The sequence below is a fragment of the Candidatus Marithrix sp. Canyon 246 genome (assembly GCF_001723685.1).
In the GTDB taxonomy this organism is placed as follows: Bacteria; Pseudomonadota; Gammaproteobacteria; order Beggiatoales; family Beggiatoaceae; genus Marithrix.
In genome coordinates, this window is the sequence record NZ_MCBX01000001.1 from 100775 (window position 1) to 117193 (window position 16419).

Consider the following 16419-nt stretch of genomic DNA (forward strand, 5'->3'; position numbering starts at 1 on the left):
GAAAATAAGGTATTCATATGTTAGAAACTAAAGTAGCATTTATTACTGGTGGCGCGAAACGTATAGGAGCCGCTCTTGCACATAAATTACATGCTGTAGGTATGAACCTCGCAATAAATTATAATAAATCTGAAACAGCAGCACGTGCTTTACAAGCAGAATTAAATAATAAGCGTCCAAATTCCGTCATATTAGTGCAAGGCAACGTCTTGGATACCACAAAATTAAGTGATATGATACAACAAATCATAGATACTTATGAGCGTTTAGATGTATTAATTAATAATGCTTCAACTTTTTATCCTACTTCAGTGGGGCAAGTTACAGAATCAGAATGGGAAGATTTATTTGGTACTAATTTAAAAGCACCATTTTTTCTATCTCAAGCAGCAGCACCGTATCTAAAAACTAGCCAAGGTTGTATTATAAATTTAGTGGATATTCATGGTAAACGCCCTAAGCCATCATACCCTGTTTATTCTAGTGCTAAAGCTGGATTAATTATGCTTACCAAGGCATTAGCTTTAGAATTAGCACCAAATATACGTGTAAATGGAATCGCGCCCGGCACTATTCTATGGCCTGAAGAAAATATAGATGAAACTAGTAAACAAGAAATAATGGCAAAAGTTGCACTTGAGCGTCACGGTACACCTGAAGATATTGCTAAAATAGCCCTATTTTTAATACGTGATGCACAGTATATTACTGGACAAATTATACCTGTAGATGGTGGGCGTAGTTTGAATCAATAATGGATATTACTCTAATTGGAGCCGTTAAGGGCGAAATAACTTACAAAAAACAAGAGATAAGTGCTTTATTAAAAACACCAAGAGTTAAATTAAATCATGGTACAACTTTTACCGGTAAACCAAATACTCACATACATAGCAATGATAAAAATATCATTAAAATCAATTCTAAACTCAATTTAGATTTAAAAAACTCTATAGGCAGGGCAACAACTCATTTAGAACAAGAACAAAAATTACAAGTTCATCATCCTACTAAAACTTGGTTTGTTGCAACTATTAATGATAAAATTGTCATTGGCAATATTACACCGCATTTAACAGCGGTGCATATTGATACAAATTTACATCATTTAAAGGCGATATTTGAACTCTATTTTAGGGTAGCACAAGAGTTTAAATTACGTTTAGATGAAGGATTATCCAATTTTGCAGTTACTGAATCTGGTGAATTATATTATATAGACGATGATCTATATCGCTGGGATAGGTTTATTAGTTGTGGTCAAATCCTAGGTGTGTATATCCGCTCATTATCTTGGTTGACAGCAGAATTAGCAAGCAAACTTGGAAAAATAATTCGTCAATTAATTTTAAAACATTTTAATGATTCACAATATTTAACTGTATTAGCTGAACAATTACGTAATGTATTTTTATCTAAAACACAGCGAATCATAGCAAATTCATTAATTAATGTCTTAAATCCACAACAATTACTTTCAATCAATCTTGATAAAAGTCGTTATATTGCTCTGTTAGCTGATATTCATGCGAATTTACCAGCATTAGAAACTGTATTAGATTTTTTAGAATCCAAGCATATTAATCGAATTATAGTATTAGGTGATATAGTTGGTTATGGTAAACAACCAAATGCTTGTATTGAAACACTAAAAGCACAAACAAACATTTACATTATAAAGGGTAATCATGATCATGCACTAGCAACAGGAAAATTTGAACATGGTTTTTCACAAGTAGCACAAGCGGCATTGCAATGGAGTCAGGATAAGGTTAGTTCAGATAACAAAAAATGGTTATTAGAATTACCACCAATGATACGTCATAAAGATTGGTTAGCGGTACATGGCGCCCCAGTTGATCCAACATTTTTTAATGCTTATGTTTATGAAATGACTTATGAAGATAATTTAAATGAATTGCAAAACAAGAAAATTCCGATTTGTTTTCATGGTCATACACATATACCCGGAGTTTATGGTAGATTAGGATCGCATTATGATAAACATTATATTGAAGAAACGATGGAATTAAAACAGTTTACACACACTTTAATATGCCCGGGATCAGTGGGAATCCCGCGCGTTAAGCCTTTAGATGCTGCTCAATTTGCTATTTATGATAAAGAATTAAAACAAATTCAGTTTATTTCTTTGCTTTATGGGCAAAGAGATGCTAATTTAGGTAAAGACTGACGTACAGCAGCCCATCCCATTCCTAAATTGGCTTTTTTAGTTGTAATTAATACCACTAAAGAATTTGGTTTTTCTGGAATCACTGCCATAAAATGATAAGTACCTTTAGTTGTCATTTGTACTTCTTCAATTAAATTTGTTTGCTTTTCTGTTCCACGCATACTAGCCAGCATATCTTCAATGACTCGAATATTTTTACCTCGCATCATTTCAACAGCCGCTGCGGCAACTGCATCTAAATAAGAATTAGTAAAATAAGGAATAGTATGATTTATTCCTAATATTAACCCAGTAGTTAAATCAACTACCGCGCAAGCTACAGCAGAATCTACATCATGTACAATTTCAGCACAAATTTCATTAATATTAGCCATTTTAATTTCCTATTAATTTACTAAAGTTTTTAAATCTTGAGCGCATTTTTTGGAATGCGTCAATAACATGCCTAAAGCATTCTTTTGTGTTGTTAAACTAACTAGAACCACATCGTCGTTTATGTGCATAAATATAATAATTCCAAGTTCATTTTCAGAGATAATATTATTACAAATTCCCATTTTTAATTCAGAAGTAATAGTATCTCCTAAAGACATAATACTACACCCCATTGTCGCTAAACGCTCTAATAAATAATTTCCGCGCTGCTCCATAGTCACCATATGTCCATCTACTGTTGCAATTAAAGCAGCGTCAACTGGATCACAATTTTCTAGCAATTGCTTTAAACCATTAGATAATTGGGTAATTACTTGTTGAGAAAACATTAATTGATTACCTCTTAATTAAATTCTACCATAGCAGTTAATGCTTGTATCATCAAGATTATATTATCACGTTGTCGTGCATCTATTGAAAATATAGGTAATTTCAGACCCTCTTTGTGTAGATAATCATGATATTCTTGAATATTTGGACCCTGTTCAAGATCCCTTCTGGTAATACCTACTACTGTCGGAATTTTATTAATATGATCTCTAAAATAATTAATAAAAAGTGCTAAATCTTTTAATGGATGGGAATTAGCATCATCAACTAAAATAATTAAACCCAAAGCACCTTTTATGATAATCGGCCACATATATTGGAAACGTTCTTGCCCGGGGGTGCCATATAGTCTAAGTTTATTTCCATCATCTAAAGTTAATTCGCCATAATCCATAGCAGCCGTTGTGGTTTTTTTATATTGGGCATCTTCACCGATGGTACGTACATCAGTATTAATAACAGGTATTTCACTGATAGCAGATATGGCAGTAGTTTTGCCTGCACCCATGCTGCCTGTAAAAACTAATTTAATTTCTTTCATATGCTTTTATTCCAGTTTATTTAAAATACTTTTAAATATAGAATGCTGTTCAGATGAATAAATAGATTCATTTTCATCAGATATATTATTGTTAATTTCAATAAGTTGAGTGATAAAACAGGCATTAAAAAAATTTACTACAGTTTCTATAGGAATTTGTGTTCTATCAGCAAGACTTTTAAGAGTCAGACTTCGTCTTACCATAATAGCAGCAAGACGAATATGAGCAATGTCATGCACTAATATAGAAAAATCAGGCCATTGCTTTAATAGTATCTTAGTTTCATCAACAGAAATACCATTTAATAAACTACCTTTTGAAGAACATAAAGTTGTTGCCCATAAGAAACTTTCTATAGGATATTTATATAAATCCGATCTTGTCGCTATATCATCTGCTGTTAAACTTTCGGTTTCAATTTGTGAAATTTCTGCCTCAAAAAATTGTTTTTGTTCAGAATTTAAATGGCGAAAATTAATGTCAACTGTTGTAAGACAACTGTTTTGTTCAGGCAAAATATATAAAGGTGCAAAGTTTGCTGCCTTAATACATATAGCTTCATGCTTCAAGAATACACCTGTTAAAAACAAGGATGGATCAAAGCTATCATTTGGTTTAACAATTGGTGTTGATTCAACAATTGGTGTTGATTCAACAATTGGTGTTGGTTCAACAATTGGCTGCTTGTTACTTGTTTGAGAAAGCAATTTAAGCAAAGATTTTAGTTTTGCTAATTGAATAGGCTTTTCTAAAAACCAAGTAGCATCAACCATATTTTCATATGCAAATGCAATCAATTGTTTTTCAGTATGATATTTCAACCAAAATTTCTTACCTTCAGCTTGTTCAATATCGACTAAAATTAGATCTTTCTCAGAAAGTTCTAAACCATTTGCCGCCATAGTTAGCATCGCTATGAAAAAAAATTTATCATCATTTTCAAGTGCATAAGTTGAAATATTCATTTTTTAAACTCGCCATATAGCTTGTTCACTGGTATCAAAAGCTTGTGCTAAGTCACTATAAGATTGTTTGGTAATAGGATGTAAAGATTGTGGCGCGATTTCAGCTAATGGAATGATTACAAAAGCATATTTTAATATTTCATCTTTAACAATAAAATTATCATATAATAAAAGATCTAAATCTAAGGTACGTGCTGAAAAGCGTTCACTAGTTCGTTGACGATTATTATCGTTTTCGATTTGCTTTAGAGTTTCAACTACCTTATGTACTTCCATTTTAGTATCAAAACCGACAACTAAATTATAAAAATTATCACCTTCAAAACCTACCGCTTCAGTTTCATAAACTGAAGATAATATTAGTTTATCATAATATTGGCGTAAAGTTCTAATACTAGAACGTATATAACGTAATGGTTCGATATTACTACCGATACTAATATATACTCGTGCCATTATAAAGTTTTATTACCTCTTTCAATAATAATGCCGACATCTCGTGAGCTAGTGAGAGCACCGCGTTTGTTTACTTGTAAACGTAGCCAAGGCACTGAAAATTCATTTAGCACGATTTCTGCAATACGTTCAGCCATTGTTTCAACCAATAAAAATTCACTGCCATTGACAAAATCAATCAAACGTTTAGATACAGCTTTATAGTTAAGAGTGTCATCAATATTATCAGTAGCAGCAGCTTTACGAATATCAGTTGCCATTTCTAAATCAAACACTAAAGTTTGTTTGATTTTACGTTCCCAATCATAAATACCAATAATTGTTTCTATTTCTAATTCTCTTATAAAAATTATGTCCATAGTTTTAACCTTATTTAAATAAATGTTAGCATTTAGCCTTTAAAATATTATATATTATTATTTAATTCAAATTATTTAACATAAAAATCATGCCTAGATTTCGTATTCTAATCTTTTTTTCAATCATTGTAGCATTTATTATATGGCTATTATCTTCTGATAAGACAATAGAACCCATAACGTCGCAATCAAATACAGATAGTGAAAATATACCAAGTATATTTACAATTGATAATGGTGAACATAAGGCTGTAGTTCATGGATTAACATTTACACCAGATGGAAAGTATTTAGTGTCTGCTGGTAATGATAAAGTAGTTCGTGTTTGGGATACCTCAACCGGCAAGACTATTAGAACATTACGTGGGCAAATAAGTTTAGGGCAAGATGGACAAATTTATGCCTTAGCTTTATCTCCAGATGGTAAATGGTTAGCAACTGGCGGTTTATTTACCGGCACTAGTGAAGAAAAAATGGCTATTCGATTATATGATTTTGAGAGTGGCGAACTTATTACTTTATTAAAAGGGCATCAAAATACTATCAAATCTTTAGCCTTTTCGGCTAATAATAATTTTCTGATTTCAGGTAGCACTGATCAATCTGCAATTATATGGGATATTGAAGCAAAACAGAAACTACATGTTTTAAATGGACATACTGGCGATATCAGTGCTGTTGCTTTTACATCAGATTCTAAGCGCGTTATTACTGCTGGCAATGATAAAACCATGCGTTTCTGGCAAGTAGATACTGGAGAATTACTTAAGATATTAAAGGGGCATAAAGAAAAAATAACTACTGTGGTGATTTCTTCTAAATATATAGCTTCAGCTAGCTTGGATAAGACTATTCGTTTGTGGAGTGCTAAAGATGGTCATTTTATTAAAACTTTTGCTAAATTAGATGATGGTGTTAGTAGTTTGGCTTTTAGTAAAAAAGGAAATTATTTAGTATCAGGAGGAACAACTACGCCTGTACATTGTCATGTTTGGTCAATTTCTAATTTTCGGCATGTAGCAAGGTATAAAAGACATAGCAATAAAATTACAGCAATAGCTATCAGCCCTAATGGTGAACAAGTAGCTAGTGTTGGTGGTAATAAACATGCAATTAATTTATGGAGTTTAACTAAGGCAGAGCATATAACCAGTTTAGGTGGAAACAATGCTAATATTTGGAGTGTCGGTTTTTCTAATGAACATAATGCAATTGGCTGGGGTAAAAAACTTGATTATAAAAATATTAATCAACGTGGTGGCTTAGAATATAGTCTCAGCTTACCAAAATTTACTGCTGAAGCTAGAATCGGTATTCCTAGAAAAATTAACAACAAAGATAATTGGGATTTTATTCAAGCTCAAACTAAATACTTAGATTGGTCACTTTCTAGCCGCCCGGGCGGAAAATATGGTTATTTTGCTGTTCTTGATATTAATCATAAAAAGATTACTCAAGTCAGTATTAAACGAGGTATGACTAATGGTTATCGTCATCTAACTTATAGCTTTACACCAGATGGAAATAATATTATCAGTGCTGGAGCTAATGGTGTTATTGCGATTTATAATCGCGATGGTAAAAAATTAGGTAATTATGTTGGGCATACAAGCAATGTGTGGGCAATTGCAATTTCAGCAGATGGTCGTTTTTTAATATCAGGTGGCGAAGATGGCACTGTGCGACTTTGGAATTTAAAAACTTACAAGAATATTTTGACACTATATCATCAAAAACAACAATGGGTAGCTTGGTTAGCAACTGGTCATTATATTAGTTCAGCTACTGGAGATGAATTAATTGGTTGGCAGATTAATCATGATGTAGATAAAGCTGCTGATTATGTACAAGCAAGTCAATTATATAAACATCTATATCGCCCAGATATTGTTAGCAACACGGTTCGCACTCTGAATTTCCCTAAAACTGATGACTTTCAAATTAGCCAATTAATTGAATCGCAACCACCGCAATTTCAAATTATATCTAGTACAAATTCTGAAACAGAAGCTTCAGTAGAATTAGCTTTTGATGCTAGTGAAAGCCCAGTCAAGACATTGGATGTATATGTTAATGATCGTTTAGTGACATCATTCACTGATTTAGCTTTAGAGCAAGAAGACTATCAAAAAACTTTAACTATTCCTGTAGTTGATTCTGGTATTAATAATATGCAATTTATTGCAACTAATGATATTGGTAGTAGTTCGCAAAACCTGCAAATTAATTCATCACAAACATCGCAACAAGGAGATTTATATTTATTAGTTATTGGTGTGGGTAGTTATATTGATTATTTACATTATTTAAAATCAGCGGCTGCTGATGCGGTTGCTATTTACAAAGTTTTTATTGATCAACAAGCTAAATCTTATAATACTGTTCATAGTATTTTACTGACAAATGGTACACAAGATCCTACTAAGGAAAATATCATAGAGGGGCTAAAATTATTTAAACAAGCTGGTAGCAATGATACTGTTATATTGTTTTTTACTGGCTATGGTGTGAATCAGGATGGCAAATCTTATATTTTACCTAGTGATGCTAAAGCATTAAGTAAAAACTGGCAAGAATCTACACTATTAGAATGGAAAATTCTACACAAGGCTTTGGCAGCAGCGCGTGGTAGAAGAATATTGTTGATTGATAGTAATCACATTCAAAATGATTTTAATCCGCGTTTATTGAAGAATGTAGTAAATGCTAATATTGCAGTTATAAGTTCCAGTAATCGTGACACGATTACACACAAAGTAGATGGATTAAGTCATGGAATTTTTACACATAGCATACTTAGAACCTTAAATAAACACTATGCTGATAAAAATAAGGATAATTTAATTGAACTTCATGAGTTAAGTAATTATATAGCTAGTCGCACAGATGAGTTAAGCAATGGAAAGCAAACTCCGATGTTATACATACCCAAAGGAATGAACAATTTTGTAATACTAAAAAGGTAGGTAAATATATGACGGATCGTCACAGTATTCTTATAAAAGAAATAGATTTAATTCAATCAGTTATTAATAGAATGGCACATACATCGTTTTTAATAAAAGGCTGGGCTATTAGTGTAATGGGTTTTATTTTTGCCTTACAATCGAACAAGGATATAATGTTTGTTACGGTAATACCAATAATTTTATTTTGGGTTTTAGACACTTATTTTTTACAACAAGAACGATTATATAGAAAACTATATACATGGGTAATTAAAAATCGTATGACAGATGATAGTCATATCTACGTGTGACTCGTTTCTAACTAAATGAAATAAATTTTCATAAATTAGAGTACTGGACAGGAGTTCAGTATAACTGATAAAAATGGTAAGGTTAAAAACCTAGGGCATTAGTTGAAATATGTCCAAAAGCATTACCCGGCTGGCGCAATGACACGTTGCTGGTTGAGCAAGGGTAAAACGCCGTAAAAGGATGAAAGGCAAGCAAGATAGCATGGCTACGAGAGGAATTAGCGTTTGAAGCGTCGGTAGACTAAAAGGACACGACAGGTTAGTAAATCATAATTGTATTTGTGTGATTTAATCAACTCAAGAACCTCGGCGTATAGCTAAAGCCTAAACTATCAATGAAGATGGTCTATGACCATTGAAACATTTTATCGGAACGAGGAAAAACGGGTGTAGCAAAGCACTTTACCATAGAAGTGGTATGGAAAGAGGTCAGCAGTCAACTGATAGCGCAGCACCCGGGTAGGAACTAAAGGGCAATTATATGGATATAAGATTACTTTAGTGTCATGTGGAGCATAAATCGTTAATAACAATTCACTTAATAATAAAGCGTGAATAGACATAGAAATATGATAACAGTAGAAACGTTAGATCAAAATTATTTAGACAAAACAGGGCAGAAAGCCCCGGCATGGCTCACCTCAGAGTGGGAATGGCAGGATGTTGTCTGGAGAAAGGTTGAGAAAACGGTTTTCAAGTTGCAAAAGCGTATTTATAAAGCCACCAAAGCTGGTCAATTGAAACAAGCAAAAGCTTTAAGCAAGCTACTTTTAAGAAGTAGTTGCTCAATAATCTTAAATGTTCGTAGAATCACACAAGATAACTCAGGTAAAAAGACTGCTGGAATTGATAGGGTTAAATCATTAAGTCCTTTACAAAGGAAAGAATTAGTTAAAGAATTAATGAAACTTGCCCAATCATCTTTCAAAAGTTATCGTGCAAAACCAATAAGAAGAGTATGGATACCTAAGAAAAACGGTAAGTTAAGACCGCTTGGAATTCCAACCATCAAGGATCGCGTGGTTCAAGGAATAGTCAAAACTGCTATAGAACCACCTTTTGAAGCAATCTTTGAGCCTAATAGCTATGGCTTTAGACCCGCACAAAGTGCCCATGATGCTATGGAGGACATTTTCAAATGTGTATCCAAAAAGCAGAAATGGGTACTAGACGCTGACATCAAAGGTTGTTTCGATAACATAGACCATAAACATTTATTAAATTTAATAGATGGAAAGGTAGCCAAGGCTACTATTAAACAATGGTTAAAAGCAGGGGTTATGGAAAACCAAAAAATCCAAGCGTCAGATATTGGCACGCCACAAGGTGGTATTATCAGCCCACTTTTAGCTAATATAGCCTTAGATGGAATAGAAGGTTATTTATATGAAAAGCTAAGAGAAAAAGGATACAGAGTGATAGAACTACGTAATGGTCGAATCAGAATAGTAAGATATGCTGATGACTTTGTGGTAATGCACGAAAATAAAAAAGTTATTGAGGATTCTAAGCTAATTATAGCTGAATGGTTAAAAGAACGTGGTCTGGAATTATCAGAAGAAAAGACTCGAATTGTGCATAGCACAGAAGGTTTCGATTTTTTGGGTTTCAATTGCAGGCATTACGAGAATGAAACTACAGGTTATAGAGCTAGAAAGTTCGCGAACAAACAAGGTTTCAAGATACTCATAAAACCAAGTAAAAAATCCATAGAAACACATTCAAATAAGATTAAAGAAGTGCTGAGGCAGATGAAAGCAGCGACTCAAGAACAAGTAATTTGGCGTTTAAACCCAATAATTAGGGGGTGGGCAAACTATTACAGAACTTGTGTAGCTTCAGAAACATTTCAAAAGTTGGACTATTTGATGTGGCAGAAACTTTGGGCATGGGCTAAAAGAAGACATCCTACCAAAGGTAGAAAATGGATTGCTAATAAATATTTCCACACCATTGATACAAGAAGATGGTGCTTTGCCACGAAAAAAGACGGAATCGTAGATCAAATCTTGGTTAAATATACAGATACCAAGATAAAAAGACACGTCAAGGTAAAGGCAGGAAAATCATATTACGACGGTGATGAGTTATATTGGGCAGCAAGATTAAGTAAAGGCTATGGTGATATATCACCAAGTAAAGCCAAAATGCTTGTAAAACAAAATGGCAAATGTGCATACTGCAATAGTATATTTAAAAATGGAGACATGATGGAAAGCCATCATAAAACCTTCAAAGCAGAGGGCGGAAAGGATTCTTATAAAAATCTAGTACTAATGCACCTACACTGTCATGACCAGTACCACGCCGAATTCATGAAAACAATGAAGGCAACAGGCAAATTCAGAGGAGAAGCATGAACTTTGAATTTGAGGTGGCACTGATAAAGACCATATGGGGGGAGCCGTATGAGGTGAAAGTCTCACGTGCGGTTCTGAAGACGAGTTCTTTATGGCGACATAGAGGGCTTAGTTTAACAGTTTAAATGCTACTCGATTTGAAAAATCATCTTATAAAGAAGTAATGTTTTCTATAACACTTGGACCATTTTATGGTGGTGGTATTATTTTAGTGCTTTTAGCTTCTGTTATCGCACAAGGATTATAAGCGATTGGGCGTGGGTATTTTTACTACGCCGCTAGACAGTAATGATTATGCTAACAATATCTTTTTATCTAAAATTGAATGAAGATAAACTTTATTAGTTTATCCACGTAATTCGCTGTACTTAATATTATGTAAATATGTAACAATAAAGAATTGGAAATTGCGACAACAAGAATATCCAGAAGCTAAGATTGAAAAATTATAATGTATTGTATTGCTAATCAATGAGTAGGGGCAACCCCTTGTGGTTGCCCTTAACTTAATAGCAGTTTAAAAATTACGAGCTTCCACCATCAAGCGTTTCATTTCTCGAACCGCTTCCTTAAAGCCAGTAAATAATGCCCTAGCTACAATTGCATGTCCAATATTTAGTTCTTTAATTTCTGGAATTACTGCAATTTCTGCCACATTATGATAATGCAAACCATGCCCTGCATTGACTTGTAATCCTATTTCAGCACCATGTTTAGCTGCCGTTAATATTTGTTCATGAGTCTCACTAGCATCTGCAAAGTGCCCAGTATGAATCTCAATTACTGGCGCCCCTACTTGTTTAGCCGCATCAATTTGTGCAATATCAGCATCTATAAATAGAGAAACTCGTGTTCCAACAGCCGCTAATCTTTGACAAGCCTCAGTCATACGATCAATTTGCCCAACCACATCAAGCCCACCTTCAGTAGTTAATTCTTCACGTCGTTCAGGCACCAAACATACATCATGTGGCTGAATCTGTTCAGCAAAGGCTAACATTTCCTCAGTAACAGCCATTTCTAAATTCATGCGCGTTTGTAAAACATCCTTCAATAACAATACATCGCGATCTTGAATATGTCGTCGATCTTCGCGTAAATGTAAAGTGATTAAATCTGCACCTGCTGATTCTGCCTCAATAGCAGCCTGAATCGGATCAGGATAACGAGTACCTCTGGCTTGCCTAATAGTTGCAACATGATCAATATTTACACCTAAATATATCGGATTATTCATAATTTTTAATTATATTTAATAAAGCCTCTAAAGCTCCTTGATTTTTTTTGACAAATAAGCGTCCATTTTCTCCTGTCTGTGTTTTCAATTGATCATTACTGAAATACATTGTCACAGCTAAAATTAATTGGGCGCGATTATTAACTTGTGTCGCCGCTTCAGCTTCTAACAAACTCTTAAAAATTGCTTCACATTCAAATACATGTGGACCCATAATTACAGGCAAACCCAGAGCCGCTGCTTCTAAAGAATTATGCCCACCAACAGCAACCAAACTTCCACCAACAAAAGCAACATCACTAGCAGCATATAATAACGGTAATTCACCCATAGTATCGCCCAGATAAATATCAGTATTCAGATTGATTTTACCTTCTTCGCTACGTCTGCTAGTAATAAACTTAGTATTTTCACATTTAGCCGCTACCTTATTAAAGCGTTCCGGATGACGTGGAACTAAAATTAATAACAAATCCTTGAAATGTATCTTTAATTCAGCAAACGCCTCTAAAACAATATCCTCTTCGCCCTCATGAGTGCTAGCCGCAATCCAAACTCGCCGCTGTATATGGAATTGATCATCTACAGATAAATTATCAGCATCAAACTTAATACTACCAGTTATATGCACCTTCCTTGCAGCCATACCCAACTCAATAAACCGCGCTGCATCCAAAGATGTTTGAGCCGCAACTGCTGTGATTCCACTAAAAATTTGCCTTACCAAACCATTAATACGTTGATAACCAGCAGCCGAATTTGCTGACAATCTAGCATTTGCCAAAATCACAGGAATTTGCCGCTTCTTACAAGAGTATAATAAATTTGGCCACAACTCAGTCTCCATAATAATTAACAACCGTGGTTGTATCTTATTTAAAAATCGCCCCATAGCACCCGGCAAATCATAAGGCAAATAAACATGCGAAACTTGCTTACCAAAAACCTCCTGAACTCTCTGCGAGCCAGTAGGAGTCATAGTTGTAACCAAAATACAATACTGAGGAAACTTACTAATTAAAGCCTTAATCAGCGGTACAGCAGCTTGTACCTCGCCCATAGAAACCGCATGTATCCAAATCCCCCCTTGAGGGATATTAGATGAATGATAAGCAAAACGTTCTAACCAACGTTGCCGATAACCACGCCAAAATAAACGTATTATTATAAAAGGAACTAATAGATAAAATAACGCACTATAAATAAAACGCACTACATAGCCTGTTTATGCCAAGTATTTAACTGCTCATCACGTATCAAATTAGCGTTTTCTAACAAACGATGTAAAGGTTGTTTAACCTCATGCTTAACAATTTTTTCAACTTCAGATCTTAACTCCAACATATTCATCGGAACAGTAAGCTTTTCAGCTACTTTTTCTACAGCTTCTCTAATAGTAATTCTTTTACCATCTTTCCAAGTTGCCAAACCAAGTATTTGCCCACGACGCACCTTTAAACGAGAATCCGTTTGTGCAAGACTCATAGCCATATAATTAGTAAATACATCTGGTAACGAAATATTTTCTTTTAACAGAATATTTTTTAATTCTGAAATATGTAAACCTTGCTGACGTTTTTCTAAAAACTTTAAGAAACTACCAATCATTTGTTGACGCTCTACTTTAGTCAGCAAAAAATCTCTTTCTACTAAACCCCAAAGATTAGGCTTGATACGCGCAATTTCTGCAGTCGGTAATATCGTAAAATACTCATCTAAACCTCGTTGCTTTAAAATAAACTCTTTAATGTCATTGGTATAAATTGGATGTTTAGCGGTTCTAATAACATTAGTAACAGTTTGTTGCAAATCAACTCGTAACACTTCACCAGTTTTACGTTTTTTAATCCACATTAACCTACCAACTGATTTTAATTTCTTCGATTCGGATAGAATAATATTCAGAGTATATTTATTTAAATCATTGGTTTTATGCTTGTTTTTTAACTTTGAAAGTAATTCGCTACAACTCCATTGACGTTCTGGGGGACCTTGAGTGATAATTTTTTCTGTTGCGGATAAAATTTCTTTTTTATTAATTGCCGGAAAATGATCTAAAGTTCCATAAATTCCACGTCCATATAGATATGCTAAATCTTTTAAACTATTATGTACATAACCTTCAACGTGCCGCCCTAATACATCTGAACAACGTTTTGCTAATTCCGTGTAATGTAAAGGTTCTGTTGCCTCTACTAATAAACCAGTTAAAATATTTGATAATCCACGCCCGACGCTACATAAGATTTTTGCGCCTTTACCTTGTGGTGAAGCATAATGTAATTTCTCTTCAATAGAATCATAGAGTAATTGACTAAGTTCGCCGGCATTTTGATTACTAGCGAGATGACGAAGAAATTGTTTGACTTTGGCTGGAGAAAGTCTTTCTTTTTCTTTTTCTTTAAGAGCTACCAATGTTTCTGCTTTTAAATCAGTCCATTGATCGCGATTAATTTGTGTTATGACGAAATTATCATTAATTGCAAATACATGATAATTTGTTAATTTTTCTATTAATTGCCCTAAGAATACTGTTCTTTCTAAAAACCCTTGCAGCCATTCATCCTCTTGCTCTAAATCATTCATATAAAGTGGATTTTTACGTTTATTTAAGAGTTTTTTCAATCTCTTCGCTAAAACCACACCGCAAGATTTATTAATAGTATAAAGGCAAGAAGATTCAATTTGTCTAACACGTTCTCGTGTTACGGATAAATCTTGACCAATAGACTCTAAAGAATCAGAAACACCATTAAAACCTAAACGACGCTCCACGATCATACGTGAACGTTCAGGAAAAGTAGAAATAATATTATCTAATTCATTATAAAAATTTTTTGATTCCATATTACTATTTGCTAAATAAAAATTAATATTATATATTAATTACGATATTAATAGCAAGCATTATTATGGAATCATTGTCAATAGGTTTATAGATTTTTTATCTTTCAATTGTGCCGCTATTGCTTTTAAAGCATCATCCAAGCCTTCCATTATGGTTGGATGATAGAAAGGAGTTAGTAAAACATCTGCGACTGTCATTTGGTGTTCGATAGCAAGTGCTAAAAAATGACCCACATATTCTCCATCTGGTATCATCATTTCTGCACCTAATAAGCGTCCAAATTCAGGTTCTGCATATACACGTAAATGTCCATGTGTACGCGCCATGACTTTAGTACGCCCTTGCATTACAAAGCCGCGTTCGCCAATTATAATCTTTTCACCTGCTAATTCAGCAATAGATTTACCAACAATCACCACCTGTGGATCAGTAAAAGCTACCTGTAGTGGTACGCGACGTTTAAAAGCTTGAACTTGATCTTGAGTAGCATTATAACCAGCAATCATTCCATCATCAGCAGCTTCATGCAATATCGGGCGATGTGATGTTACATCTCCAGCAATAAATATTGGTAAATCCCCTAATTGCATAGTATTAGGATTAATAGCTAATCCTGATATATCAAGCCCAAGATTTTCAATATTAGGAGAACGCCCAATTGCTGATAAAACCATCTCAACAGTAGCTGATTTACCATTATCAGCATTGATTGTAATACCATCAGCGGTTTTTGATAATTCCGCCGTTGTATCTAACCACAGTTGATCAAAATCCTGGGATAATTCTTCAACAGCCACTTTATTAATAGCCAGATCAGAAATTCCACAGATTTTAGATGACTTTTCTATGCCTATAACTTTAACACCTAAACGCGCTAAAGCCTGCCCAATTTCACTACCAATAACACCCAATCCAATGACGGCAATCGAGTTGGGCAAAGTTTCTAACTCAAAAAAATCATCGCTAGTAATTACTTTATCTTGCCATTCAGATGGAATAATTGGTGTCGAACCAGTAGCAATAATTATTTTTTTAGCTTCAATACGTTCGCCATTTACCTCTAAAACATTAGGTTCTATAAAGCGAGCATAACCCTTAATATTGTGATCACCAATCTTATCAATACCTTGCATTACCCGCCCAACAAAAGCATCGCGTAAACTACGAACATAGTTCATCACTTGCTTACCATCAATGCTTAATTGATCACTACCTTTAATTCCAAAATTTTCAAAATGCTGCCTTCTGGAATATTCTTTTGCTACCTCTATTAAGACTTTTGATGGCATACATCCAACTCTGGCACAAGTAGTACCATAATGCCCACCATTTATCAGTACAACATCAGAAGTAGTTGGTCTAACTTGACTAAAAGCGTTTAATCCTGCGCTACCTGCACCCAGTATTGCTACATCAACATTTCTTGACATATTT

Annotated in this window: 15 protein-coding genes; 5 read left to right on the forward strand and 10 right to left on the reverse strand. The window is 34.1% G+C overall.

The window, feature by feature from the left end:
- The first annotated feature begins 17 nt into the window (after positions 1-17).
- Both BHU68_RS00435 and BHU68_RS00440 read left to right on the forward strand, forming a co-directional pair.
- Positions 18-755: a pteridine reductase gene (locus BHU68_RS00435; protein WP_069470014.1), complete on the forward strand. Its 738-nt coding sequence runs from the start codon at positions 18-20 to the stop codon at positions 753-755.
- A complete protein-coding gene (locus BHU68_RS00440; RefSeq protein WP_069470013.1) occupies positions 755-2194 on the forward strand; it encodes a metallophosphoesterase family protein in 1440 nt (479 codons plus the stop codon). The genes BHU68_RS00435 and BHU68_RS00440 overlap by 1 nt, the downstream gene beginning before the upstream one ends.
- Here the strand turns inward: BHU68_RS00440 and BHU68_RS00445 are convergent.
- From BHU68_RS00445 to folB, 6 genes are read right to left on the reverse strand one after another with little or no spacing between them, the layout of a single operon-like run.
- On the reverse strand, positions 2158-2568 hold the full coding sequence (locus BHU68_RS00445; protein WP_069470012.1) for a hypothetical protein: 411 nt from the start codon (positions 2566-2568) through the stop codon (positions 2158-2160). The genes BHU68_RS00440 and BHU68_RS00445 overlap by 37 nt on opposite strands.
- Before the next feature lie 12 nt (positions 2569-2580).
- On the reverse strand, positions 2581-2958 hold the full coding sequence (locus BHU68_RS00450; RefSeq protein WP_069470011.1) for a roadblock/LC7 domain-containing protein: 378 nt from the start codon (positions 2956-2958) through the stop codon (positions 2581-2583).
- 14 nt (positions 2959-2972) lie between these two features.
- Positions 2973-3500, reverse strand: a complete 528-nt coding sequence (locus tag BHU68_RS00455; protein ID WP_069470010.1) for a GTP-binding protein — start codon at positions 3498-3500, stop codon at positions 2973-2975.
- A gap of 6 nt (positions 3501-3506) precedes the next feature.
- Complete coding sequence (locus BHU68_RS00460) at positions 3507-4466, reverse strand: hypothetical protein (RefSeq protein WP_069470009.1); 960 nt, start codon at positions 4464-4466, stop codon at positions 3507-3509.
- 3 nt (positions 4467-4469) lie between these two features.
- A complete protein-coding gene (gene folK, locus BHU68_RS00465; protein ID WP_069470008.1) occupies positions 4470-4922 on the reverse strand; it encodes a 2-amino-4-hydroxy-6-hydroxymethyldihydropteridine diphosphokinase in 453 nt (150 codons plus the stop codon).
- Positions 4922-5281: a dihydroneopterin aldolase gene (gene folB, locus BHU68_RS00470; protein WP_069470007.1), complete on the reverse strand. Its 360-nt coding sequence runs from the start codon at positions 5279-5281 to the stop codon at positions 4922-4924. Before folB ends, folK begins: the two co-directional genes overlap by 1 nt.
- Before the next feature lie 89 nt (positions 5282-5370).
- Between folB and BHU68_RS00475 the strand changes: the two genes are divergently transcribed.
- The 3 genes from BHU68_RS00475 (at position 5371) to ltrA (ending at position 10900) form a co-directional block, all read left to right on the forward strand.
- Positions 5371-8247: a caspase family protein gene (locus BHU68_RS00475; RefSeq protein WP_069470006.1), complete on the forward strand. Its 2877-nt coding sequence runs from the start codon at positions 5371-5373 to the stop codon at positions 8245-8247.
- 8 nt (positions 8248-8255) lie between these two features.
- Positions 8256-8540, forward strand: a complete 285-nt coding sequence (locus BHU68_RS00480) for a hypothetical protein (protein ID WP_069470005.1) — start codon at positions 8256-8258, stop codon at positions 8538-8540.
- A 569-nt stretch (positions 8541-9109) separates the two neighbouring features.
- Positions 9110-10900 (forward strand): group II intron reverse transcriptase/maturase, encoded by a 1791-nt coding sequence (gene ltrA, locus BHU68_RS00485; RefSeq protein ID WP_083234925.1) that lies wholly within the window; start codon positions 9110-9112, stop codon positions 10898-10900.
- Positions 10901-11417: 517 nt separating this feature from the next.
- Here ltrA and pdxJ read toward each other — a convergent pair.
- The 4 genes from pdxJ to BHU68_RS00505 all read right to left on the reverse strand — a co-directional run bounded on the left by pdxJ (position 11418) and on the right by BHU68_RS00505 (position 16415).
- The gene (pdxJ, locus tag BHU68_RS00490) at positions 11418-12137 is read right to left on the reverse strand and encodes a pyridoxine 5'-phosphate synthase (RefSeq protein WP_069470004.1); all 720 of its coding nucleotides are present in this window, start codon (positions 12135-12137) and stop codon (positions 11418-11420) included.
- Positions 12130-13350 carry a lipid IV(A) 3-deoxy-D-manno-octulosonic acid transferase gene (waaA, locus tag BHU68_RS00495; protein ID WP_069470003.1) on the reverse strand — a complete coding sequence of 407 codons (1221 nt, stop codon included), beginning with the start codon at positions 13348-13350 and terminating at the stop codon, positions 12130-12132. Before waaA ends, pdxJ begins: the two co-directional genes overlap by 8 nt.
- On the reverse strand, positions 13350-14984 hold the full coding sequence (locus tag BHU68_RS00500; protein ID WP_069470002.1) for a sigma factor-like helix-turn-helix DNA-binding protein: 1635 nt from the start codon (positions 14982-14984) through the stop codon (positions 13350-13352). Before BHU68_RS00500 ends, waaA begins: the two co-directional genes overlap by 1 nt.
- A 63-nt stretch (positions 14985-15047) precedes the next feature.
- On the reverse strand, positions 15048-16415 hold the full coding sequence (locus BHU68_RS00505; protein WP_069470001.1) for a dihydrolipoyl dehydrogenase: 1368 nt from the start codon (positions 16413-16415) through the stop codon (positions 15048-15050).
- Positions 16416-16419 lie beyond the last annotated feature (4 nt).

Coding starts and splice junctions, on each gene's coding strand:
- BHU68_RS00435 (WP_069470014.1), top strand. CDS start 18: ATGTTAGAAACTAAAGTAGCATTTATTACTGGTGGCGCGAAACGTATA.
- BHU68_RS00440 (WP_069470013.1), top strand. CDS start 755: ATGGATATTACTCTAATTGGAGCCGTTAAGGGCGAAATAACTTACAAA.
- BHU68_RS00445 (WP_069470012.1), bottom strand. CDS start 2,568: ATGGCTAATATTAATGAAATTTGTGCTGAAATTGTACATGATGTAGAT.
- BHU68_RS00450 (WP_069470011.1), bottom strand. CDS start 2,958: ATGTTTTCTCAACAAGTAATTACCCAATTATCTAATGGTTTAAAGCAA.
- BHU68_RS00455 (WP_069470010.1), bottom strand. CDS start 3,500: ATGAAAGAAATTAAATTAGTTTTTACAGGCAGCATGGGTGCAGGCAAA.
- BHU68_RS00460 (WP_069470009.1), bottom strand. CDS start 4,466: ATGAATATTTCAACTTATGCACTTGAAAATGATGATAAATTTTTTTTC.
- folK (WP_069470008.1), bottom strand. CDS start 4,922: ATGGCACGAGTATATATTAGTATCGGTAGTAATATCGAACCATTACGT.
- folB (WP_069470007.1), bottom strand. CDS start 5,281: ATGGACATAATTTTTATAAGAGAATTAGAAATAGAAACAATTATTGGT.
- BHU68_RS00475 (WP_069470006.1), top strand. CDS start 5,371: ATGCCTAGATTTCGTATTCTAATCTTTTTTTCAATCATTGTAGCATTT.
- BHU68_RS00480 (WP_069470005.1), top strand. CDS start 8,256: ATGACGGATCGTCACAGTATTCTTATAAAAGAAATAGATTTAATTCAA.
- ltrA (WP_083234925.1), top strand. CDS start 9,110: ATGATAACAGTAGAAACGTTAGATCAAAATTATTTAGACAAAACAGGG.
- pdxJ (WP_069470004.1), bottom strand. CDS start 12,137: ATGAATAATCCGATATATTTAGGTGTAAATATTGATCATGTTGCAACT.
- BHU68_RS00500 (WP_069470002.1), bottom strand. CDS start 14,984: ATGGAATCAAAAAATTTTTATAATGAATTAGATAATATTATTTCTACT.
- BHU68_RS00505 (WP_069470001.1), bottom strand. CDS start 16,415: ATGTCAAGAAATGTTGATGTAGCAATACTGGGTGCAGGTAGCGCAGGA.